The following is a 23,164-nucleotide window of genomic DNA, read 5'->3' as shown; positions in this document are numbered from 1 at the left end:
TCAGTAGCGGGGAGCGCCGGACTCGCCATAGGCGCGCAGCACGTCGCATGCGGCGTCGCGCTGGAGGTCGCGGACCACGTCGATGCCACGGCGGTTCAACTCGCCGATCCAGTCCGCCGGCAACGGGCCCTCGTCGAACGCCGTGAGCGACTGCACGTCCTCGCTGCGGGCGCCGATCAGAAGCCGGTCGATGCCGGCCCAGACGGTCGCCCCATAGCACTGGCAGCAGGGTTGCGAGGACGTCGCCAGCGTGACCGGGCCGCAGGGGCGGTCGTCGGCATCGCGGTTCAGGCGCGCGCGCTGGGTGCGTTGCTGCGCCAGCATGTAGGCCATCGTTTCCGCGTGCGCGACCGAACAGGTGTGCGGCAGCACGCGGTTGACGCCGACGGCGACGATGCGGTCGTCCGGACCGAATACCGCGGCGCCGAACGGCCCGCCGCTCCCGGCATCGATGTTGAGGCGGGACAGGCTGATCGCCAGCGCGATCTTGTCGTCGTCGCCGGGGTAGGCCGGGCCGGTGTCCACGCGCTCGTGGACCCAGGCGGGCAGGGTCAGGTGGACCTGGGCGTAGAGCATCGGCTTACTGCAGTTGGGGGACGTCGCTGTCCTGCGCTTCGCAGCGCCCCTGGACGCACTGGCAGGCCTGGATCTCGCGGAAGCCGCAGGTCGCCATCATCCCCGATGCCTCGCACGCCGCCTTGACCGCGGCCGGGTCGGTGGGACTGCCCTTGTTGACGCAGGCGGGGTAGTAGCCGCAGCAGTTGCCAACGTCCTTGACGGTGCAATCGGCGTTCGTGCTGCAGCTCATGTCGAGCTTCACGGCGGCTCCGATGGGCGCGGAGACCTCTTCGCCGACGCCCGGTGTCGCGGCGCCGGGGGCGACCTCCTCGCCGGGTGCGCGCGCTGGAGGCAAGGCCTGTCCGGCCCCGGGCGCGGGGCGTTCGGGAACCGCGTCCGACGTCGCCGCTGTCGCGACAGGCGCGGCCGGCGCCGTGGGGGGCGTGCTGTCCACGGCGGGCGCGCAGGCGGCAAGCCCGACGGCCAGGGCGAGGCCCGCGAGGAATGCGAGCCGGGTCAGGAGCGAAACGCGGTCAACAGCCATGGCGGCCTCCGGAAGGGTCCGTGCGTGCGGGCAGGGTACGCCAGTCGGCGTCAACGTCGCAGCGGCTGTTCAGTCCTTGTTGGCCCAGGTGTCACGCAGGGTGACCGCGCGATTGAACACCGGTGCGTCCGCGCGGTGGTCCTTGCGATCGGTGACGAAGTAGCCGGTCCGTTCGAACTGGAAATGCTGTTCGGGGCCTGCGTCGGCCGCCGCGGGCTCCACGTAGCCGGTCACGGTGCGTCGCGAATCGGGATTGAGGTGGTCCTGGTAGGTCTTGCCATCCGTGTCGTCATCTGGGTCGGGGACGTCGAACAGGCGGTCGTACAGGCGGATCTCGGCCTGGACGGCGTGCGCGGCGCTGACCCAGTGGATGGTGCCCTTGATCTTGCGGTTCGCGCCTTCCATGCCCGGGCGCGACTCGGGGTCGAGGGTGCCGCGCAGTTCGACCACGTTGCCGCTGGCGTCCTTGATGACCTCGTCGCAGCGGACGATGCCCGCGCCGCGCAGGCGCACTTCGCCGCCCGGCACCAGGCGTTTGAAGCCTTTCGGCGGGACTTCGGCGAAGTCTTCGCGGTCGATCCACAGCACGTTCGAAAACGGCACCGTGCGGTTGCCGAAGCGTTCGTCCTTGGGGTGGTTGGGGAACTCCAGCGCTTCCTCGTGGCCGTCCGGCAGATTGGTGATCACCAGCTTCAGCGGTTCGACCACCGCCATCCGGCGCGGCGCGGCGGCGTCGAGGTCCTCGCGCAGGCACCCTTCGAGCACCGAGTAGTCGATCAGCGAATTCTGCTTGCTGATGCCCAGGCGCTCCACGAACAGGCGCAGCGACGCCGGGGTATAGCCGCGGCGGCGGATGCCCTGCAGGGTGGGCATGCGCGGGTCGTCCCAGCCATCGACCAGCCCGGCCTGCACCAGCGCCATCAACTTGCGCTTGCTCATCACCGTGTAGTTGATGTTGGCGCGCGAGAACTCGATCTGGCGCGGCTTCGCCGCCTCCAGCGGCAGCCCGTTGTCGGTCAGCGGCTTCAGCAGGTCGGGGTTGCCGGCCAGGTCGACCTTCTCCACGCACCAGTCGTAGAGTGGACGGTGGTCCTCGAACTCCAGCGTGCATAGCGAATGGGTGATGCCTTCGACGGCGTCGCCCAGCGAGTGCGCGTAGTCGTACATCGGGTAGATGCACCATCCGGCGCCGGCGATCGGGTGGGGCACGTGCTTGATCCGGTACAGCGCCGGGTCGCGCAGGTTGATGTTGCCGCTGGCCATGTCGATCTTCGCCCGCAGCGTCCGCGCGCCGTCCGGGAACTCGCCCGCGCGCATGCGGCGGAACAGGTCGAGGTTCTCCTCGACCGGGCGGTCGCGGTATGGCGAGTTGCGGCCCGGTTCGGTCAGCGTGCCACGGTAGGCGCGCACTTCGTCGGCGGACAGGTCGCAGACGAAGGCATCGCCCTGGCGGATCAGCTTCTCCGCGGCGAGGCAGTAGACCTCGAAGTAATCGGAAGAATGACGCAGGTCGTTCCACTCGAATCCCAGCCAGCGCACGTCTTCCTGGATCGCACGCACGTACTCCGGGTCTTCCTTCACCGGGTTGGTGTCGTCGAAGCGCAGGTTGCAGGTGCCACCGAACTCCTGCGCGATGCCGAAGTCCAGGCAGATCGCCTTGGCGTGGCCGATGTGCAGGTAGCCATTCGGCTCGGGGGGGAAACGCGTGCGGATCGCCGCGTGCTTGCCGCTGGCGAGGTCGTCGCGGACGATCTGGCGGATGAAGTCCTGCTTGACCGGGGCCGTGCCGGCGGTGTCGGGGCTGGAGTCGGGCGGGGTGGGCGTGGCAGGCATGCGGCGGCGGATCAGCGTGGGGTTGAACCCGACAGTCTAGCGTCTCGCAGGCGCCGACGCCGGCTCCTCGTGCCCTTGACGCCGCGTGGTCGCGCGGCCACGTATGCTCGCGTTCAGTCCACTCCCGGGGCCCCGGCAATGAAGGTCGTCTATGAAGCCGCCAGCGTGATCGACGCGCACCTGGTCCGGCATGCGTTGGAGGATGCCGGCATCCCGGTGTTCCTGCGGGGCGAGAGCCTCGTCGGCGGCATGGGTGAACTGCCGTTGTTCGGCGTGGTCGCGGTCTGCGTGCCCGACAGCGCCTGGCCCGAGGCCAGCGCCCTGGTCGCGGCGTTGCCGCTGTCCGCGCCGGGGACCGTGGCGGATGAAAGCGACGATGCCGTGCCGGGGGGAGGCTGGGTGCCGGCATGATGACCCGGCGTCCCTCCCTGTCCCGTCTGGAGCCCCCATGCTGAACATCGGTGCCTTCAAACAACGGCTGCCCACCGCCGCGGATGCGCTGCCGGGGCGCGACACGCCGCTGCCGTTGCACAACGTCCATCACGTGACGGGCCGCCCCCTGCGGGGCGATTTCGAGGGGCTGTCGCGCCTGCAGTTCGGCATGGGCTGTTTCTGGGGCGCCGAACGGCTGTTCTGGTCGATCCCGGGGGTCTTCACCACGGCCGTGGGGTATTCCGGCGGCGTGACCCCGAACCCGACCTACCGCGAGGTCTGCAGCGGCCTGACCGGACACGCGGAAACGGTGCTGGTGGTCCATGACCCGGCGTTGATCACGACGGAGCAGCTGCTCAAGGCCTTCTGGGAGGGCCATGACCCGACCCAGGGCATGCGCCAGGGCAACGATGTCGGCAGCCAGTACCGCTCGGTCATCTATTGCGATGATGACGCGCAACGGGCGGCGGCCATCGCCAGCCGGGACGCCTACCAGCAGCGCCTCGACGCCGCGGGACTGGGCACCATCACCACGGAGATTGCCTGCCCGGCACCCCCCTTCCACTATGCCGAGGACGACCACCAGCAGTACCTGTCCAAGCATCCGGCCGGTTACTGCGGCCTGGGCGGCACCGGCGTGAGCTGCCCGCTCGGCGTGGACGCGTAATGGCGGGCTTCGCCCCCCGATAGCCACGGAGATCCCACCATGAAACCCATCCTGTTGAAGGTGTCGCTGGCCCTCTCCCTCGCGCCGCTGCTTGGCTGCCAGCCGGAGCCGCCAACGGATCCGGTGGCGCCGGCCGAATCGCCTGCTTCGGAGCCCGCCGGGATGTCGGAGGCCGAGCTCGGGCCGGCGGAAGGCATGGCGCCGGAGGACCTGGGGCCGGCCGTGGGCATGGGCGAGGACGACATGGGGCCGCCTTCGATCATGTCCCCGTCCGATGTCGACCCGGCCAGCGGTCCCTCGTTCGACTGCGCGAAAGCGAGTGGCGACGTCGAGCGCATGGTCTGCCAGGACCCTGCGCTCGCCGCACTGGATCGCGAACTGGACGCGCTCTACACCCGTCTTCAGTCGAAGGCCGGGGATCGCGACGCTTTCGTCGCCACGCAGCGCGGGTGGGTCAAGGGTCGAGACGAGTGCTGGAAGGACAGCGATGCCCCTCGCTGCGTCCGGGAGGCCTACCAGACCCGCCTGGTCGAACTGCAGCTCGACAGTGGCGAGGTGGTGGTGCCCACGCCGGTCGCGTTCCGTTGCGGTGACGGCACGCTTCCGTTCACGGCCGTGTACTACAACGACATCGAACCGCGCGCGGCGGTGCTGACCTGGGGCGGCGACCAGGCCATCGTGTTCCCGGACCGCTCCGCGAGCGGGGCCAAGTACGGCCGTCAGGGCGTATCATTCTGGGAGCACCAGGGCGAGGCGCAGCTCGATTTCTTCGGGAAGCAGGCGACCTGCCAGCCCATCGGCTGACCCTGCTTCGCGCCGGCAGACGCCCCCGCCGGGGGCCCTCGGATCCGCCCGCTAGAATCGGCGGTGCGGTCACGTGGGCCGCGGAGCTCCCGGGGAGTGCATGTCTCGAAAGTCTGGAACGTGGGGGGTGGCCGTCCTGACACTGGCGGCCCTGGCCGTGACCTTCCTGTGGCCCTTCGAGCCGCCGCTGCCCACGTTCGAGGCGGCCGGTCCGCCGCCCACGCCCCGGGCCTGGAAGGCCGCCCCCGCGTTGCTCGCCGGGAGCGGCGTGCGCGGCTGGCAGGACGGCACGGCCGACCGCGCGCGCTTCGCCGATCCATGGGGCGTCGCCCTCCCGGGCGACGGCAGCGTGCTGGTGGCGGATGCCGGCGACAACAACCGCATCCGGCGCATCACCCTGGACGGGCGGGTCGAGACCCTCGCCGGCGGCGTTGAAGGGTTCCGCGACGGCACCGGCGCGGAGGCGCGCTTCCACACGCCGTCGGGGCTGGCGTTGGACCTCGCCGGCAACCTCTATGTCGCCGACACCGGCAACCATGCGATCCGCAAGGTCACCCCCGACGGCCGCGTGACCACGCTTGCCGGCACGGGCCAACCCGGCTACCGCGATGGGGCAGGCGTGGACGCGATGTTCGACGGCCCGATGGGCGTCGCCGTGGATGCCAGCGGCCGGGTCCTCGTGGCCGATACCTACAACGACCGGATCCGGGTGATCGACCCGCATGGGCGGGTTGGAACGCTTGCGGGCGACGGCACGCCGGGGATGCGCGACGGTCCCGGTTGGCAGGCGCGATTCGACACCCCGACCGGCATCGCGGTCGATGTCCGGGGCCGGGCCTGGGTCGCGGACGCCGGCAATGGGCTGCTGCGGCAGGTGCAGCCCAATGGGCAGGTCGCGACGCTCCTCTCCGACATGGAGGCGACCCCCATGGCCCTCGCGCGCAGCCACGACGGCGTCCTGTATGCCAGCACCGTATGGCCGGGCGCGATATGGCAACAGGGCGCGAACGGGCACTGGACGCGTGTGCTCGAGTTGCCGCCCGGTCACAGGATGTCCCGCCCGGCGGGAATCGCAGTCGGCCTGGACGGTGCGCTCACCCTGGCCGATGCCGGTGCGTACCGCGTCCACCGCCTGGCCGCGCCGATCGCGCGCCCGTGGCCGACCCCTCCCGCGGAGAGCGAGGTGCCGGGGGAGGCCCGCGTGCATACCGCCCCGCGCCCGCTAACCGTTCCCGGACCGATCGGCCCCGACCCCGCCACGCCCCTGCCGGACACCGGTGGGCGGTGGCCGCTGCACCCGCAGCAGGGATGGCACGAGGTGGTCGGGACCCTTGGCGAGGTGCGCGGCGACTATCACGGGGAGAGCCGCCATCACCTGCATGCCGGGCTGGACATCCGCGGCGACGTTGGCCAGCCGGTGCTGGCGATGAGCGATGCGAAGATCAGCCAGCCACTGGCCGCGTGGAACCCCGGCGGCCTGGGCGAGGGCCTCGCGCTGGACGAACTCAACTACATCCACATGCGCGTGGGCCGGCGGTCCGATGCGTCGCCGTTGGCGCCGTCGAAATTCCGCATGGTCGAGTCGGACACCGGCGCGCTTGCGCGCGTGCGCGTGAGGCGCGGCACCCGTTTCGAGGTCGGCGAGCCGCTGGGCACCATCAACCGCATGGCCCACGTGCACCTCGAGGTCGGCAGCAGCGGTTTCCAGCGCAATGCCGCGGTGCTGGGCTTCACCGGGTTCGTCGATACCGTGCCGCCGCGGATTGACCGCATCGAACTGCTCGATGCGTCCGGCGCTCCCTTGCCGGTCCGGGACGGGCGCGTCGATGTGCCACGGGATGGCGTCGGACTGCAGCTCGTTGTCGAAGCCTGGGACCAGGTGGACGACAACCTGCCGCGGCGGCGGCTCGGTCTGTATGCACTGGGCTATGCGCTGTGGGATGCCGCCGGGCGCCCTGTCCCCGGGCATTCCGGCCAAGCGCCGCGCATCGAGTTCGACCGGATGCCGCAGGATCGCGAGGCGGTGAAGCTGGCGTACGCCGAGGGCAGTGGCATCACCGTGCATGGCAGCGCCGTCACGCGCTTCCGGTACGACCTCGGCAACACGGTGCGGAACGGCGTGGCGGAGGCGGGCCAATGGCAGGTCGGCGACCTGGCGCCGGGCGACTACACCCTGCGCGTGCATGCACGCGACTACGCGGGAAATGCCGCGCACGGGGTGGATACGGTGGCGCTGCGCATCCAGTGACGCGGTGGGCCTACGGTTGCCACCCTCGTGGGAATGGGCGGAGTGGGTCGGAACGGCCGTGCCAACGCGAGGCAGCCCCGCCGAAGCGGGGCTGCGTGGTGTCGCGCGCGATGTGTGACCGTGCCGTGTTACTTGGTGGCGCCGGCACCCGAAATGGTGAGGTCGCTGGTGTCCACATCGGTCACGCCCTCGGTGCTGCGGGCAATCTCGACCGCCTTGTCGATCTCGGCCTGGCTGCCCAGCGCGCCGGACATGTGCACGACGCCGTTCAGCGTATCCACGTCGATTTCGGTGCCCTTGGTCAGGTCATCGGCCAACAGCTGGCTCTTCACCTTGGTGGTGATCCAGGTATCGCCCATCGGCTGCGAGGACTCCGCATCGTTGACCGTTTCGGCCGGCTCGGTCTGCTGGCCTGCCGGGTTGGCGATTGCGTAGCCCGTGCCCGCCGCAAGCATCGCGGCCATGAGGGCGGTCGAGGTCAGGTGCGAAATGCGCTTGGTATTCATGGCGTCTCTCCTGTCAGGAAAAAAATCCCGGAGGCCCGGGGCCGTTACGCGGCGCCGGATGGCGGGTTCCGGTTGCCGGGTCTCCTTGCCTGACGACGCTACGGCGGCACGGCTGAACGACGCGGCACGGCGCCGTGAGGGCCGTGTCGATGGTTCGTTCGGATTTCGTGTGCGTACCGCCAATTTCGCGTTCAAGCGTGTGCAGCGTCACATCGCTTGCCGACGGTGGGCTGAACGGAGGGCCGACGCCGGGTCGACCGGGGCGGGTCGTAACGGACGGCGGTCGTGAAGTCCGTGTTGACATCGGCCTCGGGTGGCAGGGGCACAATCGAGTTCATCGAAGAGGCGCGGGGTGGTGCATGAAGCGGCGAGCGGGCGAAGGTCGGTCAGCGGCGTTGGGGGTGTTCCTTGCAAGCGTGCTGCTCGGGGCGCTCGCTGCGTGTGCGAGCAGCCCGTCGTCCTCCGCGGGGAGCGCATCGATACCGCCACCGCCACCGCCAGTGCCAGCCACAGCGGCATCCCGGTCCACGGCCACCCTGCCGCCTGCCAGCGGCGTGGCGACGGATGCCGGCACCCGCGTCGATGCGCGGCCGTTTCCCCGTGCGTTCGAAGCGGGAGGCACGGCCTTCAGCATCCATCAGCCGCAGTACGAAAGCTGGCAGGACGACCGCCTGGCCGGGGTGTTCGCGGTGTCGGTGGCGACCGGCACGGAGCGCGGCCCGGATGGCAGCACCCACGAAGGCCAGGACTACGGCGTGGTCCATTTCAACGCACGCACCCAGATCGACAAGGCCGCGCGCGCGGTGGTGATGAGCGGGCTGCAGTTCGGAGCGGCCAGTTTCCCGACCGCGCCGGCTAGGCAGCAGGCCTACCTGACCCTGGTCGAGGGCCTGTTCGCACCCGACACGACGTTGACGGTATCGCTCGACCAGCTCGAATCCTCCCTGGCGATCGCGGCCCTCGATGCCGGCACCGCCTCGCGGCCGGTCGCGAACACCCCCCCTGAAATCCTGTTTCGTGCCGCACCCGCGGTGCTGGTCAGCATCGACGGCGAGCCCACCCTTCGCGCCACCGGCACGGCCGGCGTGGAGCGCGTCATCAACACGCGCTCGCTGGTGCTGCGCCAGGACGGGCGGTTCTATATCGCGCTGGCGGGTCAATGGATGGGCGCGGGCTCGCTCGCCGGTCCCTGGTCGCCCGTGCAGCCGACACCGGCCCTCCGGCAGGCGGCGGGTGAGGCCAGCGCGGTGAAAGTCGTGGACACCATGGAGGGTGCCCCGGACGCGCTCAAGCAGGCGCTCGCGGCGGGCGACCCGGTACTGGAGGTGCGCACGCATGCGGCCGAACTCGTCACGACCGAAGGCGAGCCGGTGTTCGTCGAGGTGCCGGGCACCGCGTTGAGCTACGTCGGCAACACGGGCGCCGACGTGTTCGTCGACGCGTCGGCCGGCTATGCGTGGTACGTGCTGCTGTCGGGCCGCTGGTTCACCGCCGCCGGCAGCCAGGGGCCATGGCGCCATGTCGAGGCGTCCGCCCTGCCGGCCGACTTCGCCCGCATTCCGCCGGACAGCCCCAAGAGCGCGGTGCTGGCGTCGATCCCCGGCACGCCGGAAGCGCGCGAATCGCTGATCGCCAACAGCATCCCGCAGACCGCGACGGTCGATCGCACCACCGCGACCCTCGTCGTGACGTATGACGGCGAGCCGCGATTCCGGCCGATCGACGGCACGGCGCTGCAGTACGCATGGAACACGCCCGTGCCGGTGATCCGCACCTCCGATGGCGGCTACTACGCGGTCGACAAGGGCATCTGGTTCACGGCAGCCGCCGCGAACGGCCCGTGGCAGGTCGCGACATCGGTGCCAGCCGAGATCTACGCCATCCCGACCTCGTCGCCGCTGCACTACGTGACCTACGTGCGCGTGTACGGCCAGGACGGCGACGAGGTCTACGTGGGCTACACCCCCGGGTACTACGGGACGGTCGTCAGCAACAACGTCGTGGTGTATGGCACCGGCTACGGCTGCGATCCATGGCTGGGTGCTTACTGGTACGGCTGCCCGGCCACCTACGGCATGGGCGTGTACTTCGGCTGGAACCCGTGGGTCGGCTGGACGTTCGGCTTCGGCTTCGGCTGGTGGGGCGGCTGGTATGGCCCTTACAGCCCCTGGTGGGGGCCGTGGTACGGGCCCGTCTACCCCTGGGGCTGGTGGGAAGGCGGTGCCGCCGCCTGGAACGTGTACGACCACTGGGGCAACGCCACCGTCCGTGGCACCGCGGCCGCCTGGGCCAACCCCTGGACGGGCAATTACGGCCGGGCGGGACGCGGCGGCTACTACAACGAAGCGACCGGGGGCCGCGGCTACGGCCAGGCCGCGCGCAACACCAATGCCTACACCGGCACGACCCGCACGCGGGCGAGCGGCATCCGTTACAACCCGCAGACGGGCCGGGTGGTGTCAGGCGAAGTGGCCGCTGCCAGCAACCCCTACTCGGGCCGTGCGGGCGTGGCCGGCGACCGCACCGTCGTCAACACGACCACGGGGCGCGTGACCGACAGCGCCGGTGCGGCCGCTCGCGGCGATGCCGGCGCGGCGGGCGTGGGCGGTTTCGACAGCGATGGACGCCAGGTCGACGCGAAGGGGGCGGGCGGCTTCCATTACAACGCCGATACCGGTGACCTCCACCACGGCGGCGCGGTCCAGGTGAACGACAATGTCTATGCCGGGCACGACGGCAACGTCTATCGCTACCAGGACGGCCAGTGGCAACAGGTCACCCGTCCCGACCGCACCACGAATCCCGGCGGAGCAACGCGGCAACTCGACCGCGACCGCGTCGCGCGCGAACGGGGCCAGCAGCGGGTGGATGGCCACTTCCCGCAACAGGCGCGACCGGCGACCCGGCCGATGCCGGTCCATGCACCCGTCAACCGGCCCATGCACGTGCCGTCCCGGCCCACGGGCGGTTTCCGTCCAGGACTGGGTGGCGGACGTCCAATGAGGCGGGGCGGCTTCCGTCGCTGATGCAGGAGCGGACGAGCTTCAGTCCGCTGGCAGCGCGAACGGTGCCTCGTCCAGCGCGACGCATACCCGGTTGCGGCCCTGCAGCTTGGCGGCGTACAGCGCCTGGTCGGCGGCCCTGACCAGCCCGCGCGGCTCGGAGGCGTGGGTCGGGTATTCGGAGATGCCGCAGGACACCGTCGCCTGCAGGCGTTGCCCGTCGAAGTTCATGTCCAGTGCCGCGACCTCGCGGCCGAAGTCCCGGGCCAGCCGGAGGGCGGGTTCGATGCCCCGGCCCGGCAACAGCAGCAGGAACTCCTCGCCCCCGTAGCGGCACGCCAGTCCATGTCCCTCCACGAGCCGGGACAGTCGGCGCGCCAGTTCGCGGATCATCGCGTCCCCCGCGAGATGACCATGCGCATCGTTGATGCGCTTGAAGTGGTCGATGTCGATCATCACCACCGTCAGGGGCCTGGCGAGGCGGTGGCAGTCCACCAGGGCCTGCGGAAGGGCTTCGTCGAGATGGCGACGGTTGGCCAGGCCGGTCAGCGGATCCTGCCGGGTCTGTTCGCGCAGCCGGGCCTGCAGGCGGGTGATCTCGTCCAGCTGCTCCCGCATCCGCCGGCGACTCTCCACCAGCGCCACCCCGCGGCCATACCCATCGCGCGCGAACACAAGCAGGTACAGGGTCAGCGCGGCCATGCACAGGGCGGTCGTCAGTGGCGTGGTGCCGGGCTGGAAGTCGAATCCCAACAGCAGCGCCGCCGCCAGTCCGCCGGCCGACATGGTGCCGACCACCTGCAACAGTCCGCGTTGGCCAAGGAAGATCATCAGGTTGAGGCACAGGCCGACGAACAGCATGTACGACGGCCACAACGGCAGCCCCCATGAGACGGCCCAGGCCATCAGCAGGGCACCATCGACCAGCAGGTTGTGCATCTCGGCCCGCAACGGGTGCGGCGCACGCGCGGCGCGCCAGTACACCGCATGCGGATAGGCAAGGAACAGCAGGGCAAGCGCGCACCACGCGCCGGGTCCTGCGTCGCGTGCGTGCAGGTGGGTGCCCAGCGCCACGAACGCGAGCGCGAAGAACAGCGAACGGTTCCGCCAGTTCAGTCGTACCACCCAGTGGATGTCGCGTTTGGCCACCGCTGCCCCCTGTCGTGCCGGATGGTAATGCACGTCCCGGTGCCAGTGCCGCTGTCTCAGGATACGACAGGCCCCGGCTTCAGGCCGGTCGTCGCGCGTTCACTGGTGCATCGGGGAGGGCGGGAGGCTGCAGCAGGTGCGCGGGCAGGGCGCGGAACTCGTCCGCCAGCTTCCGCAGGAAGGCATCCATCGCCGAGCTGCGGCGCCAAACCATCGCGATCTGGCGATGCGGGGGCTGGCCTTCGAAACCGAGCAGGCGGATGTCCGGTGAGGGGGGCACGGGCGGCTGCACCGCGAGGACCGGCAACAGGGTGATGCCGACGCCGGAGGCCACCATCTGGCGCAGGGTCTCCAGGCTGGTGGCGCGGAAACCGTCGCGCTCGTCGGCGCCCGACAGGCGGCACACGTCGAGGGCCTGGTCGCGCAGGCAGTGGCCTTCCTCGAGCAGCAGCAGGTGCTGGTCGTCGAGGTCGCGGAGTTTCAATGGCCCACGCTCGGCCATCGGGTGCGCGCGCGGCACAGCGAGCAGGAAGGGTTCGTCGAACAGCGGTTCGACGTGCAACTGGTCGTCGTGCAGGGGGAGCGCAAGCAGGGCGGCATCGAGCCGGCCGTCGCGCAGCCGCGCGAGGATCTGATCGGTCTTCTCCTCGACCAGCAGCAGTTCCAGTCGCGGGAAGCGCTCGCGGATCGCCGGCACCACGTGCGGCAGCAGGTAGGGCCCCAGCGTGGGGAACATGCCGAGGCGGACGCTGCCGGCCTCCGGGTCCTGGCTGCGGCGGGCGATCTCCGACATCTGCTCGACCTCGGCGATCACCTTGCGCGCGCGCTCGGCGACCTCGTGCCCGACCGGCGTGAGCATCACCCGGCGCGGCGCGCGTTCGACCAGCGCGACCCCGAGTTCGTCCTCCAGCTTCCTGATCTGCGTCGAAAGCGTCGGCTGGCTGACGAAGCTGGCGGCCGCCGCCCGGCCGAAATGCTTGTGCTCGGCCAGGGCCACCAGGTACTTGAGGTCACGCAGGTTCATCGGGCTGCTCCTCGAAGGTCGGATGCGTGGGTCGCGTCGGCTGCCTGCGTGTCCGTCCCGGATCGTGCCACGGTGGAGGGCTCAGGCGGCGCTCGTCTCCGTCGCGTCGGCCGGCGCCGAATGGCGGATCAGGTGGTCGAAGGCGCCGAGTGCCGCGGTCGAGCCCGCGCCCATCGCGATGACGATCTGCTTGTACGGCACCGTCGTCGCGTCGCCGGCCGCGAACACGCCGGGCAGGCTGGTCGCGCCGCGGTCGTCGATGACGATCTCGCCGCGCGGCGACAGCTCCAGCGTGCCCTTCAGCCATTCGGTGTTGGGCAGTAGGCCGATCTGCACGAACACGCCTTCCAGCTCGACGCGGTGCAGGTCGCCGCCCACGCGGTCCTTGTAGCTCAGGCCGGTGACCTTCTGGCCGTCGCCGAGCACTTCGGTGGTCTGGCCGCTGAGGACGATGTCGACATTGGACAGGCTGCGCAGCTTGCGCTGCAGCACCTCGTCGGCGCGCAGCTTGTCGTCGAACTCGACCAGGGTGACGTGCGCGACGATGCCGGCGAGGTCGATCGCTGCCTCGACGCCCGAGTTGCCGCCGCCGATCACCGCGACGCGCTTGCCCTTGAACAGCGGACCGTCGCAATGCGGGCAGTAGGCGACACCCTTGTTGCGGTACTGGTCCTCACCGGGCACGCCCATCTGTCGCCAGCGTGCGCCGGTGGACAGGATCACCGTCTTCGACTTCAGCGTCGCGCCGTTCTCCAGCGTGACCTCGACCAGGCCGCCCGGTTCGCGAGCCGGCACCAGGCCGGTCGCGCGCTGCAGGTTCATCACGTCGACGTCGTACTCCCTGACGTGCTGCTCAAGCGCGGCCGCCAGCTTGGGGCCTTCGGTATGCGGCACCGAGATGAAGTTCTCGATCGCCATCGTGTCCAGCACCTGGCCGCCGAAGCGTTCCGCGGCCACGCCGGTGCGGATGCCCTTGCGCGCGGCGTAGATCGCCGCGGCGGCGCCGGCCGGGCCACCGCCCACCACCAGCACGTCGAACGGGGCCTTGCCCTTGATCGTCTCGGCGGTGCGGTCGGATGCGCCGGTGTCGATCTTCGCGAGGATCTCCTCGACGGTCATGCGGCCCTGGGCGAAGGTTTCGCCATTGAGCAGGACGGTCGGCACCGACATGACCTGGCGGGCTTCGACTTCGTCCTGGAACAGGGCGCCGTCGATCGACACGTGGCGGATGCGCGGGTTGATGACGCTCATGACATTGAGCGCCTGCACGGTGTCCGGGCAGTTCTGGCAGGACAGCGAGAAATAGGTTTCGAACTCGAACTCGCCCTGGATGCCGCGGATCTGCTCGACGACGGCGTCGTCCAGTTTGGGCGGATGGCCACCGACCTGCAGCAGCGCCAGCACCAGCGAAGTGAACTCATGGCCCATCGGCAGCCCGGCGAAGCGAACCTGCACGTCGCTGCCGGTCCGGCGGATCGCGAAGGAGGGGCGGCGCAGGTCGTCGTCGACGCGCGCGTAGGCGACCTTGTCGGACAGCGCGGCGATCTCCTGAAGGAGCGACTCCAGCTCTTGCGACTTTGCGCCGCCGTCGAGCGAGGCGGCCAGCTCGATCGGATGCTGGACCTTTTCGAGGTAGGCCTTCAGTTGTGTGGCGAGGGCGTCGTCGAGCATGCGTGCGGTTCCTGGCAGGTACGGCGTGGAATGGATGTCACGGCATCCGGTCGGAGAGAGAGGGATCGACCGGACGCCGCGGCATCCCGGTAAACGGGGGCGCGCCCACGGATGGCCGGGGGCGGCCGGGAAGGGCGGCCCGGCGCAAAGAGGCCGGGCCGCGCCCTGCGGCACTTCGGGATGCCGCGCCGCCCCCGGGAGGGGCGGGACGGGGCGGCGCTGGGCCGCCCGGTAGTACGGGTGTTGCGTGTGGAGCGGTTGACGCGTGGATCAGATCTTGCCGACCAGGTCCAGCGACGGCGCGATGGTCTTCTCGCCTTCCTTCCACTTGGCCGGGCAGACCTCGTTGGGGTTGGCGGCGACGAACTGGGCGGCCTTCAGCTTGCGCAGGGTCTCGCTGACGTCGCGGGCGATCGCGTTGTCGTGCACTTCCTGGGTCTTGATGACGCCATCCGGGTTGATGACGAAGGTGCCACGCAGGGCCAGGCCGGCCTCGTCGATGTGCACGCCGAAGGCGCGGGTCAGCTGGTGGGTCGGGTCGCCGACCAGCGGGAACTTCGCCTTGCCGACGGCGGGCGAGGTCTCGTGCCACACCTTGTGCGAGAAGTGCGTGTCGGTGGTGACGATGTAGACCTCGGCACCGGCCTTCTGGAACTCGCCGTAGTTGTCGGCGGCGTCCTCGACCTCGGTCGGGCAGTTGAAGGTGAAGGCGGCCGGCATGAAGATCACGACGGACCACTTGCCCTTGAGGCTCTCGTTGCTGACCTCGACGAACTCGCCGTTGTGGAACGCGGTGGCCTTGAACGGCTGGACTTCGGTGTTGATGAGCGACATTCGGATCAATCCTTCTGGTCTCTTGGGGGGGAACATGGCCAGGCCATGGGTCTTGCAAACGGGGCGACCGGAGCGGACGCCGCGATAGGCAGCATCTTAAGGGCGCCCTGTTAATTCATCAATTTGATTAATCGAATTGATTTCATAGCCATAAGCTATCAATTATTGTAAATACTTGTTTTAAAAGGAATTTGATCCACAGGTGGTTCACGGCCCTGCCACCGCGGCTTAGCATGGTGTCGCCAGCGACCCGGGGGCGAGATGACCTGCATCAACCTGCTGTTGCGTGAAGCCCGCCGGGATACCGAGCCGGGAGACGCCGAGGCCCTGCTTGCCCACGTGCTGGGCCAGCCGGTGGGCTGGTTGTACGCGCATGGCGACGAAGCCCTGCAGGGCGACGACCGGGTCCGGTTCGACACGCTGCTGGAGCGCCGCCGCCGGGGCGTGCCGGTCGCGTACCTGACGGGGCGTCGCGGCTTCTGGCGCTTCGATGTACAGGTCACTCCCGACACCCTCATTCCCCGGCCGGAAACCGAGCGCCTGGTGGAGTTGGCGCTGGAGCGACTGCCGACGGACGCCGATGTCCGGGTCGCCGACCTGGGCACCGGCAGCGGCGTCATCGCGCTGGCCCTGGCGACCGAGCGCCCGCGTGCGCGGGTCGAGGCCGTGGACGCGAGCCCCGCTGCGCTGGCGGTGGCCGCGGCCAATGCCCGGGAACTCGGGGTGGACGGCATCGCCTTCCACGAGGGCGACTGGTTCGAGCCGTTGGAGGGTGCGTTCGACCTGATCGCCAGCAACCCGCCCTATATCGCCAGCGAAGACCCGCACCTCGCGATTGGCGACCTGAGGGCGGAACCGCGCGGCGCGCTGGCATCCGGGATCGATGGGCTGGATGCCCTGAGACGGATCGCCGACGGCGCGACTGCATTCCTGGCGCCCGGCGGCTGGTTGCTGGTGGAGCACGGATGGGCGCAGGGCGCATCCGTGCGCGAACTGTTCGAAGCCGCCGGCCTGGTGGCGGTGGAGACCGCGACCGACCTCGAGGGACGGGACCGCGTCACCCTGGGGCGTCGTCCCGTCCCACCGGGCACGCCGTCTTGATCCGCAGTGGTTACACTCGATCCCTTGGCCCGGCACGCCCCTAGACCCCCGGACACCTGCATGCGAAAGCTCTACCCCGAGATCGAACCGTTCAACACCGGCAAGCTCGACGTCGACGATCGCCACACCCTTTACTTCGAGGAGTGCGGGAACCCGGAAGGCAAGCCGGTGGTCATCCTGCACGGCGGTCCCGGGGGCGGATGCAGCGCGAAGATGCGTCGCTTCCACGATCCGGAGAAATACCGCATCGTCCTGTTCGACCAGCGTGGCGCCGGGCGCTCCACCCCGCATGCGGACCTCGAGGACAACACGACCTGGCACCTGGTCGAGGACATCGAGAAGCTGCGCAGCCGGCTGGGCATCGATCGCTGGCAGGTGTTCGGCGGTTCGTGGGGGTCAACGCTCGCGCTGGCCTATGCCGAAACCCATCCGAAGCGCGTGACCGAACTGGTGCTCCGGGGCATCTTCATGCTCCGCCGCTGGGAACTGGAATGGTTCTACCAGGAGGGCGCGTCCCGGCTGTTCCCGGAGGCGTGGTCGCGTTATGTCGCCGCCATCCCCGAGGTGGAGCGCCACGACCTGATGAGCGCGTTCCACCGCCGGCTGACCTCGGCCGACGAGGCCACCCGGCTGGCCGCGGCCAAGGCATGGAGCGTGTGGGAAGGCGCCACGAGTTTCCTGCACGTGGACGAGGACTTCGCACGAAGCCACGAGGACCCGCACTTCGCCTTGGCCTTCGCCCGCATCGAGAACCACTACTTCATCCACAGCGGGTTCTTCGAAGTGGACGACCAGCTGCTGCGGGATGCCGACAAGCTGGCCGAGATCCCGGGCGTGATCGTGCATGGACGCTACGACGTCGTCTGTCCGCCGCAGAATGCCTGGGACCTGCACAAGGCCTGGCCGGGCGCGTCGCTGGTGATGACCCCGACTTCGGGACATTCGGCCTTCGAAGAAGAGAACATCGACGCGCTGGTCACCGCGACCGACGGTTTCGCGTAAGCGGTTTCGCCTGGGCGGGTCTGCCCGGCCAGCCGCTCAGCCTGCCGGTGAACCGTCCGGGTTGCGGTCGATCATCCACAACCCGGCCCATAGTTTCAGGTCCAGTTCGTACCCTTCCGCCTGCCGGTCCATCAGCCAGGCCGGCGCGTCCGCGCGCGGCACTTCGTGGACGGTGATGTCCTCGTCGTCGATGCCGCCGCCGGGACCCACGCGACGCAGGTCCGACGCGCGCACGAAGGCGATCCGCTCGTTGCTCATCCCCGAGGACGTAGGGCCGACCAGCAACACGTCGACGCGGCCCGCCTCCCAGCCGGTTTCCTCGACCAGTTCGCGCTTCGCCGCCGAGGCCAGGGTGTCGTGCGCATGGTCGTCGCCCACCAGGCCCGCCGGCATCTCGATGGTGCGGGCGCCCAGCGGCACCCGGTACTGATCGACGAATATCACCTTGTCATCAGGGGTGACGGCGATGACGATCACCGCCATCCCCTTGCCGTGCGTGCGCTCGGCGAATTCCCACTTGCCGCGGCGACTGAGGCGCAGCCACTGGCCTTCGTGGAGGGTCTCGACCGGCTCGTGTGCAGCGTCCGTGGGCGTGCTGTGCATGCGCCCATCGTAGCGCGCCCGGGTGACATCCGGCAGACGCTCAGCCGTTCGCGTAAGGCAGCCCGGCAGCCTCGTGCAGGCGGCGCCGGGTCAGCGGGCCGAAACGCAGGTCATCGCACAGGGCCAGCAATGCCGCGGCATCGCCCGTGCGGCGGCTGAAATCACCGTCAGCCACGGCAAGCGGGGCATCCAGCGCGATCGTGGTGAGGCGCCGGCAGAGCAGTGCCAGGTCGCGGTGCTCGCGCAGCTTGCGCGCGGTGCTGGCCGCGCCGCGCAGGCGCAGGTAAGGCACTTCGTCGACGCGGTCGAGCAGCGCATCCAGCGTGCCGAAGTGGGCCAGCAGCGCGGCCGCGGTCTTCGCGCCCACCCCGGGCACCCCGGGGATGTTGTCGATGCTGTCGCCGGTCAGCGCCAGGTAGTCCGCGATCTGCCGCGCTTCGACCCCATGCCGCGCGGGCACCCCGGCGGCGCCCCAGCGCTGGTTGCGCGCGAAGTCCCACTGCTCGTCGCCATCGCCCAGCAGTTGGGAGAGGTCCTTGTCCGCCGAGACGATGACCGCCCGGAAGCCCCGGGCCCGGGCGGCATGGGCGGCGCTGCCGATCAGGTCGTCGGCCTCGTACTCGCGGTGGGACAGCACGTCGAGCCCCAGCGCCCCGCACAGCGCCCGGCAGTGGGCGAACTGGCGCTTCAGGGCATCGGGTGCCGGCTCGCGGTTGGCCTTGTAGGCCGGATACAACGCGTTGCGGAAGCAGCTGTCGAGGGCCTCGTCGAAGGCGACGACGACATGGCTGGGCCGTGCACGTTCCAGCAGCTCGGCGAGGAAGCGCGCGAACCCATGGACGGCGTTGGTCGGCCAGCCCTCGGCGTCGGAGAACTCGTCCGGTATCGAGTGCCAGGCCCGGAAGACATACAGGCTGGCATCCACCAGGTGGAGCGTGGGCATGGCCCCCATCAGGGGCGCCAGTCCGTCAACAGGGTCGCAGGGTCGGGGCGTTCGCGCTCCGGCGCCTCCAGCCGTGGCGTGCCGATATGGATGAAACCGGCGATGGCCTCATCGTCCGACAGTCCCAGCCAGCCATGCACGGTCCGGTCATAGGCCGGCCACCCGGTCAACCAGCTGGCACCGAAGCCCAGCCCCTGTGCGGCCTGCAGCAGCGCGAAACACACGCATCCGGCGGTGAGCAGGCGCTCCTGTCCGGGAATCTGGGCGTCCTCGCCCAGGCGGGCGATCACGGTCACCACGAGCGGTGCGTGGGAGAAGCGTTCGCGGTCCTTTTCGATCGCGGCGGGCGCGGCCTCCGGATCGCGCGACGCGGTCAGCGTCGCCAGGCGCTCGCCCAGCGCGAGGCGGGCATCGCCCTGCACCGAGACGAAGCGCCAGGGCACGCGCTTGCCGTGGTCCGGTACGCGGCAGGCGGACGCGAGCATCCGCAGCAGCGTGGCCTCGTCCGGGGCGGGTGTGCCGAGCTGGCGGGCCGGCACCGAGCGGCGTTCGTCGAGGGCGTCAAGCAGGGAAACGGGGGGCACGGGCGGCACGTCGTCGAGATGGGTGGGCGACATGAGTCACAGTTCGGAAAGCTCAAGAGGGGACCTGCCCCATATTGCCACTATGCTCCCAAGCGTGCGGTAACCGACGCATCGCGTCACCTCGCCGGGTCAGGGGTCATGGGCGTGCCAAATGCATCGCAGGCGACCAGCAGCGAGCCGCTGCGGGTCCTCGAAGAAATCAAGCGTCAGACCGTCGAGAAGCTCGGCGGCCTGCCCGATGCCCTCTACCCGGGCGTCGAGCAGGCGCTGTCGATGGCGTTGCAGTCGGGCGATGTCGGTCCCGGCCATTTCGAGGACCAGACCGCCCTGCGGATGATGCGCGGCCAGGCCGCGTCGCTGGTCATGCGTTTCCGCCAGCAGCTGGCGAAGGGGTTCGACGACTTCCGCGGCCTCCGCGTCCGTACTCGCAGCGAGCTTCCGCTGGGCCTGATCGATGACGTGCATCTGGCCTATCACCTAGACGGCCAGCGTCTGGCGGAGTCGCTCCAGGGGCGCTTCGGCGAGGCGATCGACGCCATGGACGCGCGCCTGCGCGACATGGCGGCCACCCTCGGCATGCCCGAGGTGCCCAATCCGATCGGACCGGACCGGCTCGCGGCGGCGTTCGTCGAGACGTTCCGCGAAACCGAAGTCACCGACAACGTGCGCGGCCTGCTGGTCCGACAGTACGAGGCGGAACTGGTGCGTCGCCTGGGCGATGTCTACCAGCGGGCCAATGCACTGCTCGCCGCGACCGGCTTCGGCGCCATGACCGGCGCCCGGGGTCCGGCCGCCATGCCGCGCGCCTCCGCTCCATCCGCCCACGCGGGTGGCTACATCCACGACACGGTGGACGCCGTGCCTTACCGGGGACACGCAGGCGTGAACAGCGGCGCAGCGATGCAGGACTTCCATGGCGGTGCGGGGATGCCCGCCGCCGGGCACATGCCCGATGCCGACATGGCCGACCTGCGTTCGATGCTCCGGATGTGGCGCGAGGGCGGCATGGCAGGGTCGTCCGGCGCCGCAACGTCGCGATCCCCGGCACCGGCCCCGCGCGATCGCGGCCTCGGGGGCACCCCGCGGCGCGAGTTGCGTATCGATGAGATGCTCAATCTCGTCAACCTGCTGCAGCCCGAGCCGTCCGACACCTTCGCACGTGCACTCGCCGGCCCCGGCCGGCTCGGCGATGCGATCCGCGAACACCTCGGGGACGGGGCGCGCCGCATCGGAGTGGACCCGGAGCAGACCCGTTTCAGCGACCAGGAAGAGGACGCCATCGATCTCGTGGCGCTGCTTTTCGACTCGCTTTTCCGGTCCAACTCGCTGCAGGATCGTGCGCGCCGCCTCTACGGCCGCCTGGTCCTGCCCTATGTGAAGGTCGCGCTCACCGACGAAGGCCTGTTCGTCGAACGCGAGCACCCGGCCAGGAAATTGCTGGACGCCATCACCGAGGCCTGCGAAGGCAACCAGGGCGCCACGCCGCAGGAGAAGGAACTGCTGGAGCGTGCCGCCGCTGCATCCCAGCGGGTGGTGGCCGAGTACAACGAGGACGTCGCAGTGTTCGAGCTGGCGCATGCCGAGCTGGACGCGCTGCTGGGGCAGCACCGCAAGCGCAGCCAGCTCCAGGAGGACCGGCTGGTCAAGGCGACCCTCGGCCGCGAGCGCCTCGACAAGGCGCGGGAGAGTGCCGACGAGGCCCTGGTGCAGCGCCTGCGGAGCACCCGCCTGACCCAGGCGGTGGCCGACTTCCTCGCCATGCCCTGGCGGCACCACATCGTCCAGACGCAGCTGCGCGACGAAGATCCCGCCCGGCGCGAGGAAGCCATCGCCCTGGGCGACGCCCTGCTCAAGGCCGACCGCCTCGCCGCCGAGAACCGGGGGCGTGAGCTGGCCGACCACCTGCTTGCCATCGAGCCGCTGGTGCTGCGGTGCCTTGCCAGTTCCGGCCTGGACGAAAGCGCCGCACAGCATGGCCTGGCCGGGCTGGTACGCGCGCTCGCCACGCCCGACGGCCCGCGTCGGGCCCAGAGCGCCAAGCCCCTGTCGGGCGGCGAGACCGTGGAAAGCGGGGAGGAGCGGAAGCTCTGGCTCGCCGGCGGCACGACCGGTGTCGGCCACGACCCCACCGTGGCCGAGCGCATGCGGAAACTGGAGCCCGGTGACTGGGTCCGCCTGACCGATGTGCACGGCGACGTGGCCGCGGCGAAGGTCGCCTGGGTCAGCCCGATGACCTCGCGCTTCCTGCTGGTCAACCGCCGCGGCCTGCGCATGCTGGTGGCCTCGGCGGAGGAGCTGGCGGTCATGGAGCAGGATGGCCGGCTGGTGGTGGGCTCCGAGCGCTCCGCCTTCGACGAGGCCATGCGCCGGGTGCGCGAGCGCATCGACAGCGCGGCCGAAACCTACTGAGCGCACCGCACAGGCCGGGCGGACCGTCGGCGGTGCCGGCGCCGTTCCCAGCCCGCCTGGCGTTTCGTTAGGATGCGAGGGTCCGGGGCAGACCCCCCGCGTGGAGCGACGGCATGACGGAACAGACGGCATCGACGGCATCGACGGCGGCAACCGTGGGTGTACTGCGCGAACGCGCGCCCGGTGAGTGCCGGGTGGCGCTGACCCCCGAAACCTGCCGGAAGTTCGTGGCGGCTGGCGTGCGGGTCCGCGTCGAGGAAGGAGCAGGCGAGGCCGCCGCCTTCACCGACGATGCCTACCGCGAGGCCGGCGCCGAGGTCGGGGATGCCGCCCGCGTCCACGATGCCGACGTCCTGTTGTGCGTGCAGGCGCCCGACGCCGCCACCCTGTCCTCCCTGCGCGAAGGCGCCGCGATCGTCGGCCTGTTGGCGCCGCAGTCCGACGACGCGCGGGCCCAGGCCATCGGCGAGCGCAGGCTGCATGCCTTCCCGCTCGAGCGCCTGCCGCGCACCACCCGGGCGCAGTCCATGGACGTGCTCAGTTCCCAGGCAGGCATGGCCGGATACAAGGCCGTGCTCGAGGCCGCGCAACGTGCGCCTCGTTTCTTCCCCATGCTCACCACCGCCGCGGGCACGATCCGGCCCTCCAAGGTGCTGGTCGTCGGTGCGGGCGTCGCGGGTCTGCAGGCCATCGCGACCGCGAAGCGTCTGGGCGCGCAGGTCGAGGGCTTCGACGTGCGCCCGGAGACGCGCGAACAGATCGAATCGCTGGGCGGCCGTTTCCTCGACCTCGGTGTCAGCGCGGCCGGGGAGGGGGGGTACGCCCGGGCACTCACCGACGACGAGCGCGCCGAGCAGCAACGCCGACTCGGGGAGCACCTGAAGAGCGTGGACGTGGTCGTCTGCACCGCGGCCGTACCCGGCCGACCGGCGCCGCGGATCATCACCGCGGCCATGGTCGCCGGCATGAAGCCGGGCAGCGTGGTGGTCGACCTCGCGGCTGAAACCGGCGGCAACTGCGAACTGACCCGTCCCGGCGAGACCACGCAGTCCAACGGCGTCGTGGTGGCCGGACCGCTCAACCTGGCCAGTCGCGGCGCCGTCCACGCCAGCGAGATGTACGCACGCAACCTGTTCAATTTCGCCAGCCTGTTCCTGGTGGACGGCCAGGTGGCCTTCAACTGGGACGACGAACTGCTCGCAAAGACCGTCTGGCCGGAGCGTTCGCCTGCCGCTGCCTGACGGCGTTGT

20 protein-coding genes are annotated in these 23,164 nt (G+C 70.2%); 9 read left to right on the top strand and 11 right to left on the bottom strand.

What is annotated here, in order from left to right; translation table 11 throughout:
* From H4F99_RS08155 to H4F99_RS08145, 3 genes are all read right to left on the bottom strand, one after another.
* Complete coding sequence (locus tag H4F99_RS08155) at positions 1–576, bottom strand: nucleoside deaminase (RefSeq protein ID WP_182669245.1); 576 nt, start codon at positions 574–576, stop codon at positions 1–3.
* A gap of 4 nt (positions 577–580) precedes the next feature.
* The gene (locus tag H4F99_RS14475; protein WP_425488010.1) at positions 581–913 is read right to left on the bottom strand and encodes a hypothetical protein; all 333 of its coding nucleotides are present in this window, start codon (positions 911–913) and stop codon (positions 581–583) included.
* A gap of 258 nt (positions 914–1,171) precedes the next feature.
* On the bottom strand, positions 1,172–2,935 hold the full coding sequence (locus H4F99_RS08145) for a glutamine--tRNA ligase/YqeY domain fusion protein (RefSeq protein WP_182669243.1): 1,764 nt from the start codon (positions 2,933–2,935) through the stop codon (positions 1,172–1,174).
* Between the two features lie 138 nt (positions 2,936–3,073).
* On the opposite strand from H4F99_RS08145, the gene H4F99_RS08140 reads away from it, so the two are divergent.
* The 4 genes from H4F99_RS08140 to H4F99_RS08125 all read left to right on the top strand — a co-directional run bounded on the left by H4F99_RS08140 (position 3,074) and on the right by H4F99_RS08125 (position 7,086).
* Positions 3,074–3,346 carry a putative signal transducing protein gene (locus tag H4F99_RS08140; protein WP_182669242.1) on the top strand — a complete coding sequence of 91 codons (273 nt, stop codon included), beginning with the start codon at positions 3,074–3,076 and terminating at the stop codon, positions 3,344–3,346.
* A 37-nt stretch (positions 3,347–3,383) separates the two neighbouring features.
* On the top strand, positions 3,384–4,034 hold the full coding sequence (gene msrA / locus H4F99_RS08135) for a peptide-methionine (S)-S-oxide reductase MsrA (protein ID WP_182669241.1): 651 nt from the start codon (positions 3,384–3,386) through the stop codon (positions 4,032–4,034).
* Between the two features lie 39 nt (positions 4,035–4,073).
* Positions 4,074–4,838: an MliC family protein gene (locus H4F99_RS14570; protein WP_182669240.1), complete on the top strand. Its 765-nt coding sequence runs from the start codon at positions 4,074–4,076 to the stop codon at positions 4,836–4,838.
* Positions 4,839–4,938: 100 nt separating this feature from the next.
* Positions 4,939–7,086, top strand: a complete 2,148-nt coding sequence (locus H4F99_RS08125) for a gluconolaconase (protein WP_182669239.1) — start codon at positions 4,939–4,941, stop codon at positions 7,084–7,086.
* A gap of 128 nt (positions 7,087–7,214) precedes the next feature.
* On the opposite strand, the gene H4F99_RS08120 is transcribed toward H4F99_RS08125, so the two are convergent.
* Entirely contained in the window at positions 7,215–7,592 is a 378-nt protein-coding gene (locus H4F99_RS08120) for a BON domain-containing protein (protein WP_182669238.1), read from the bottom strand.
* Between the two features lie 500 nt (positions 7,593–8,092).
* On the opposite strand from H4F99_RS08120, the gene H4F99_RS08115 reads away from it, so the two are divergent.
* Complete coding sequence (locus tag H4F99_RS08115) at positions 8,093–10,618, top strand: hypothetical protein (RefSeq protein ID WP_182669237.1); 2,526 nt, start codon at positions 8,093–8,095, stop codon at positions 10,616–10,618.
* 18 nt (positions 10,619–10,636) lie between these two features.
* On the opposite strand, the gene H4F99_RS08110 is transcribed toward H4F99_RS08115, so the two are convergent.
* From H4F99_RS08110 to ahpC, 4 genes are all read right to left on the bottom strand, one after another.
* Positions 10,637–11,743: a diguanylate cyclase gene (locus tag H4F99_RS08110; RefSeq protein ID WP_182669236.1), complete on the bottom strand. Its 1,107-nt coding sequence runs from the start codon at positions 11,741–11,743 to the stop codon at positions 10,637–10,639.
* A 79-nt stretch (positions 11,744–11,822) separates the two neighbouring features.
* On the bottom strand, positions 11,823–12,767 hold the full coding sequence (locus H4F99_RS08105; protein WP_182669235.1) for a LysR substrate-binding domain-containing protein: 945 nt from the start codon (positions 12,765–12,767) through the stop codon (positions 11,823–11,825).
* An 81-nt stretch (positions 12,768–12,848) separates the two neighbouring features.
* Positions 12,849–14,438, bottom strand: coding sequence for an alkyl hydroperoxide reductase subunit F (gene ahpF / locus H4F99_RS08100; RefSeq protein WP_182669234.1), 1,590 nt, complete (start codon positions 14,436–14,438; stop codon positions 12,849–12,851).
* Positions 14,439–14,708: 270 nt separating this feature from the next.
* On the bottom strand, positions 14,709–15,272 hold the full coding sequence (gene ahpC, locus H4F99_RS08095; protein ID WP_182669233.1) for an alkyl hydroperoxide reductase subunit C: 564 nt from the start codon (positions 15,270–15,272) through the stop codon (positions 14,709–14,711).
* A 261-nt stretch (positions 15,273–15,533) separates the two neighbouring features.
* Here ahpC and prmC point away from each other — a divergent pair, with 261 nt between their 5' ends.
* Complete coding sequence (gene prmC, locus H4F99_RS08090) at positions 15,534–16,373, top strand: peptide chain release factor N(5)-glutamine methyltransferase (protein WP_182669232.1); 840 nt, start codon at positions 15,534–15,536, stop codon at positions 16,371–16,373.
* A 60-nt stretch (positions 16,374–16,433) separates the two neighbouring features.
* Positions 16,434–17,375, top strand: coding sequence for a prolyl aminopeptidase (pip, locus tag H4F99_RS08085; protein ID WP_182669231.1), 942 nt, complete (start codon positions 16,434–16,436; stop codon positions 17,373–17,375).
* A 36-nt stretch (positions 17,376–17,411) separates the two neighbouring features.
* Here the strand turns inward: pip and H4F99_RS08080 are convergent, their stop codons facing one another.
* From H4F99_RS08080 to H4F99_RS08070, 3 genes are read right to left on the bottom strand one after another with little or no spacing between them, the layout of a single operon-like run.
* Positions 17,412–17,978 carry an NUDIX hydrolase gene (locus tag H4F99_RS08080; RefSeq protein WP_182669230.1) on the bottom strand — a complete coding sequence of 189 codons (567 nt, stop codon included), beginning with the start codon at positions 17,976–17,978 and terminating at the stop codon, positions 17,412–17,414.
* A 40-nt stretch (positions 17,979–18,018) separates the two neighbouring features.
* On the bottom strand, positions 18,019–18,930 hold the full coding sequence (locus tag H4F99_RS08075; RefSeq protein ID WP_182669229.1) for a 5'-3' exonuclease: 912 nt from the start codon (positions 18,928–18,930) through the stop codon (positions 18,019–18,021).
* Positions 18,930–19,538, bottom strand: a complete 609-nt coding sequence (locus tag H4F99_RS08070; RefSeq protein WP_182669228.1) for a nitroreductase family protein — start codon at positions 19,536–19,538, stop codon at positions 18,930–18,932. Before H4F99_RS08070 ends, H4F99_RS08075 begins: the two co-directional genes overlap by 1 nt.
* A 105-nt stretch (positions 19,539–19,643) precedes the next feature.
* Here H4F99_RS08070 and H4F99_RS08065 point away from each other — a divergent pair, with 105 nt between their 5' ends.
* Both H4F99_RS08065 and H4F99_RS08060 read left to right on the top strand, forming a co-directional pair.
* Positions 19,644–21,914, top strand: a complete 2,271-nt coding sequence (locus tag H4F99_RS08065) for a DUF1631 family protein (protein ID WP_182669227.1) — start codon at positions 19,644–19,646, stop codon at positions 21,912–21,914.
* A 113-nt stretch (positions 21,915–22,027) separates the two neighbouring features.
* Positions 22,028–23,155, top strand: coding sequence for a Re/Si-specific NAD(P)(+) transhydrogenase subunit alpha (locus H4F99_RS08060; protein WP_182669226.1), 1,128 nt, complete (start codon positions 22,028–22,030; stop codon positions 23,153–23,155).
* The last annotated feature ends 9 nt before the right edge of the window (positions 23,156–23,164 follow it).

The sequence above is a fragment of the Marilutibacter penaei genome (assembly GCF_014145395.1).
Taxonomy (GTDB): domain Bacteria; phylum Pseudomonadota; class Gammaproteobacteria; order Xanthomonadales; family Xanthomonadaceae; genus Marilutibacter; species Marilutibacter penaei.
Note: the sequence above shows the minus strand (reverse complement) of the source record. Positions and strands in the feature narration are given on the sequence as shown.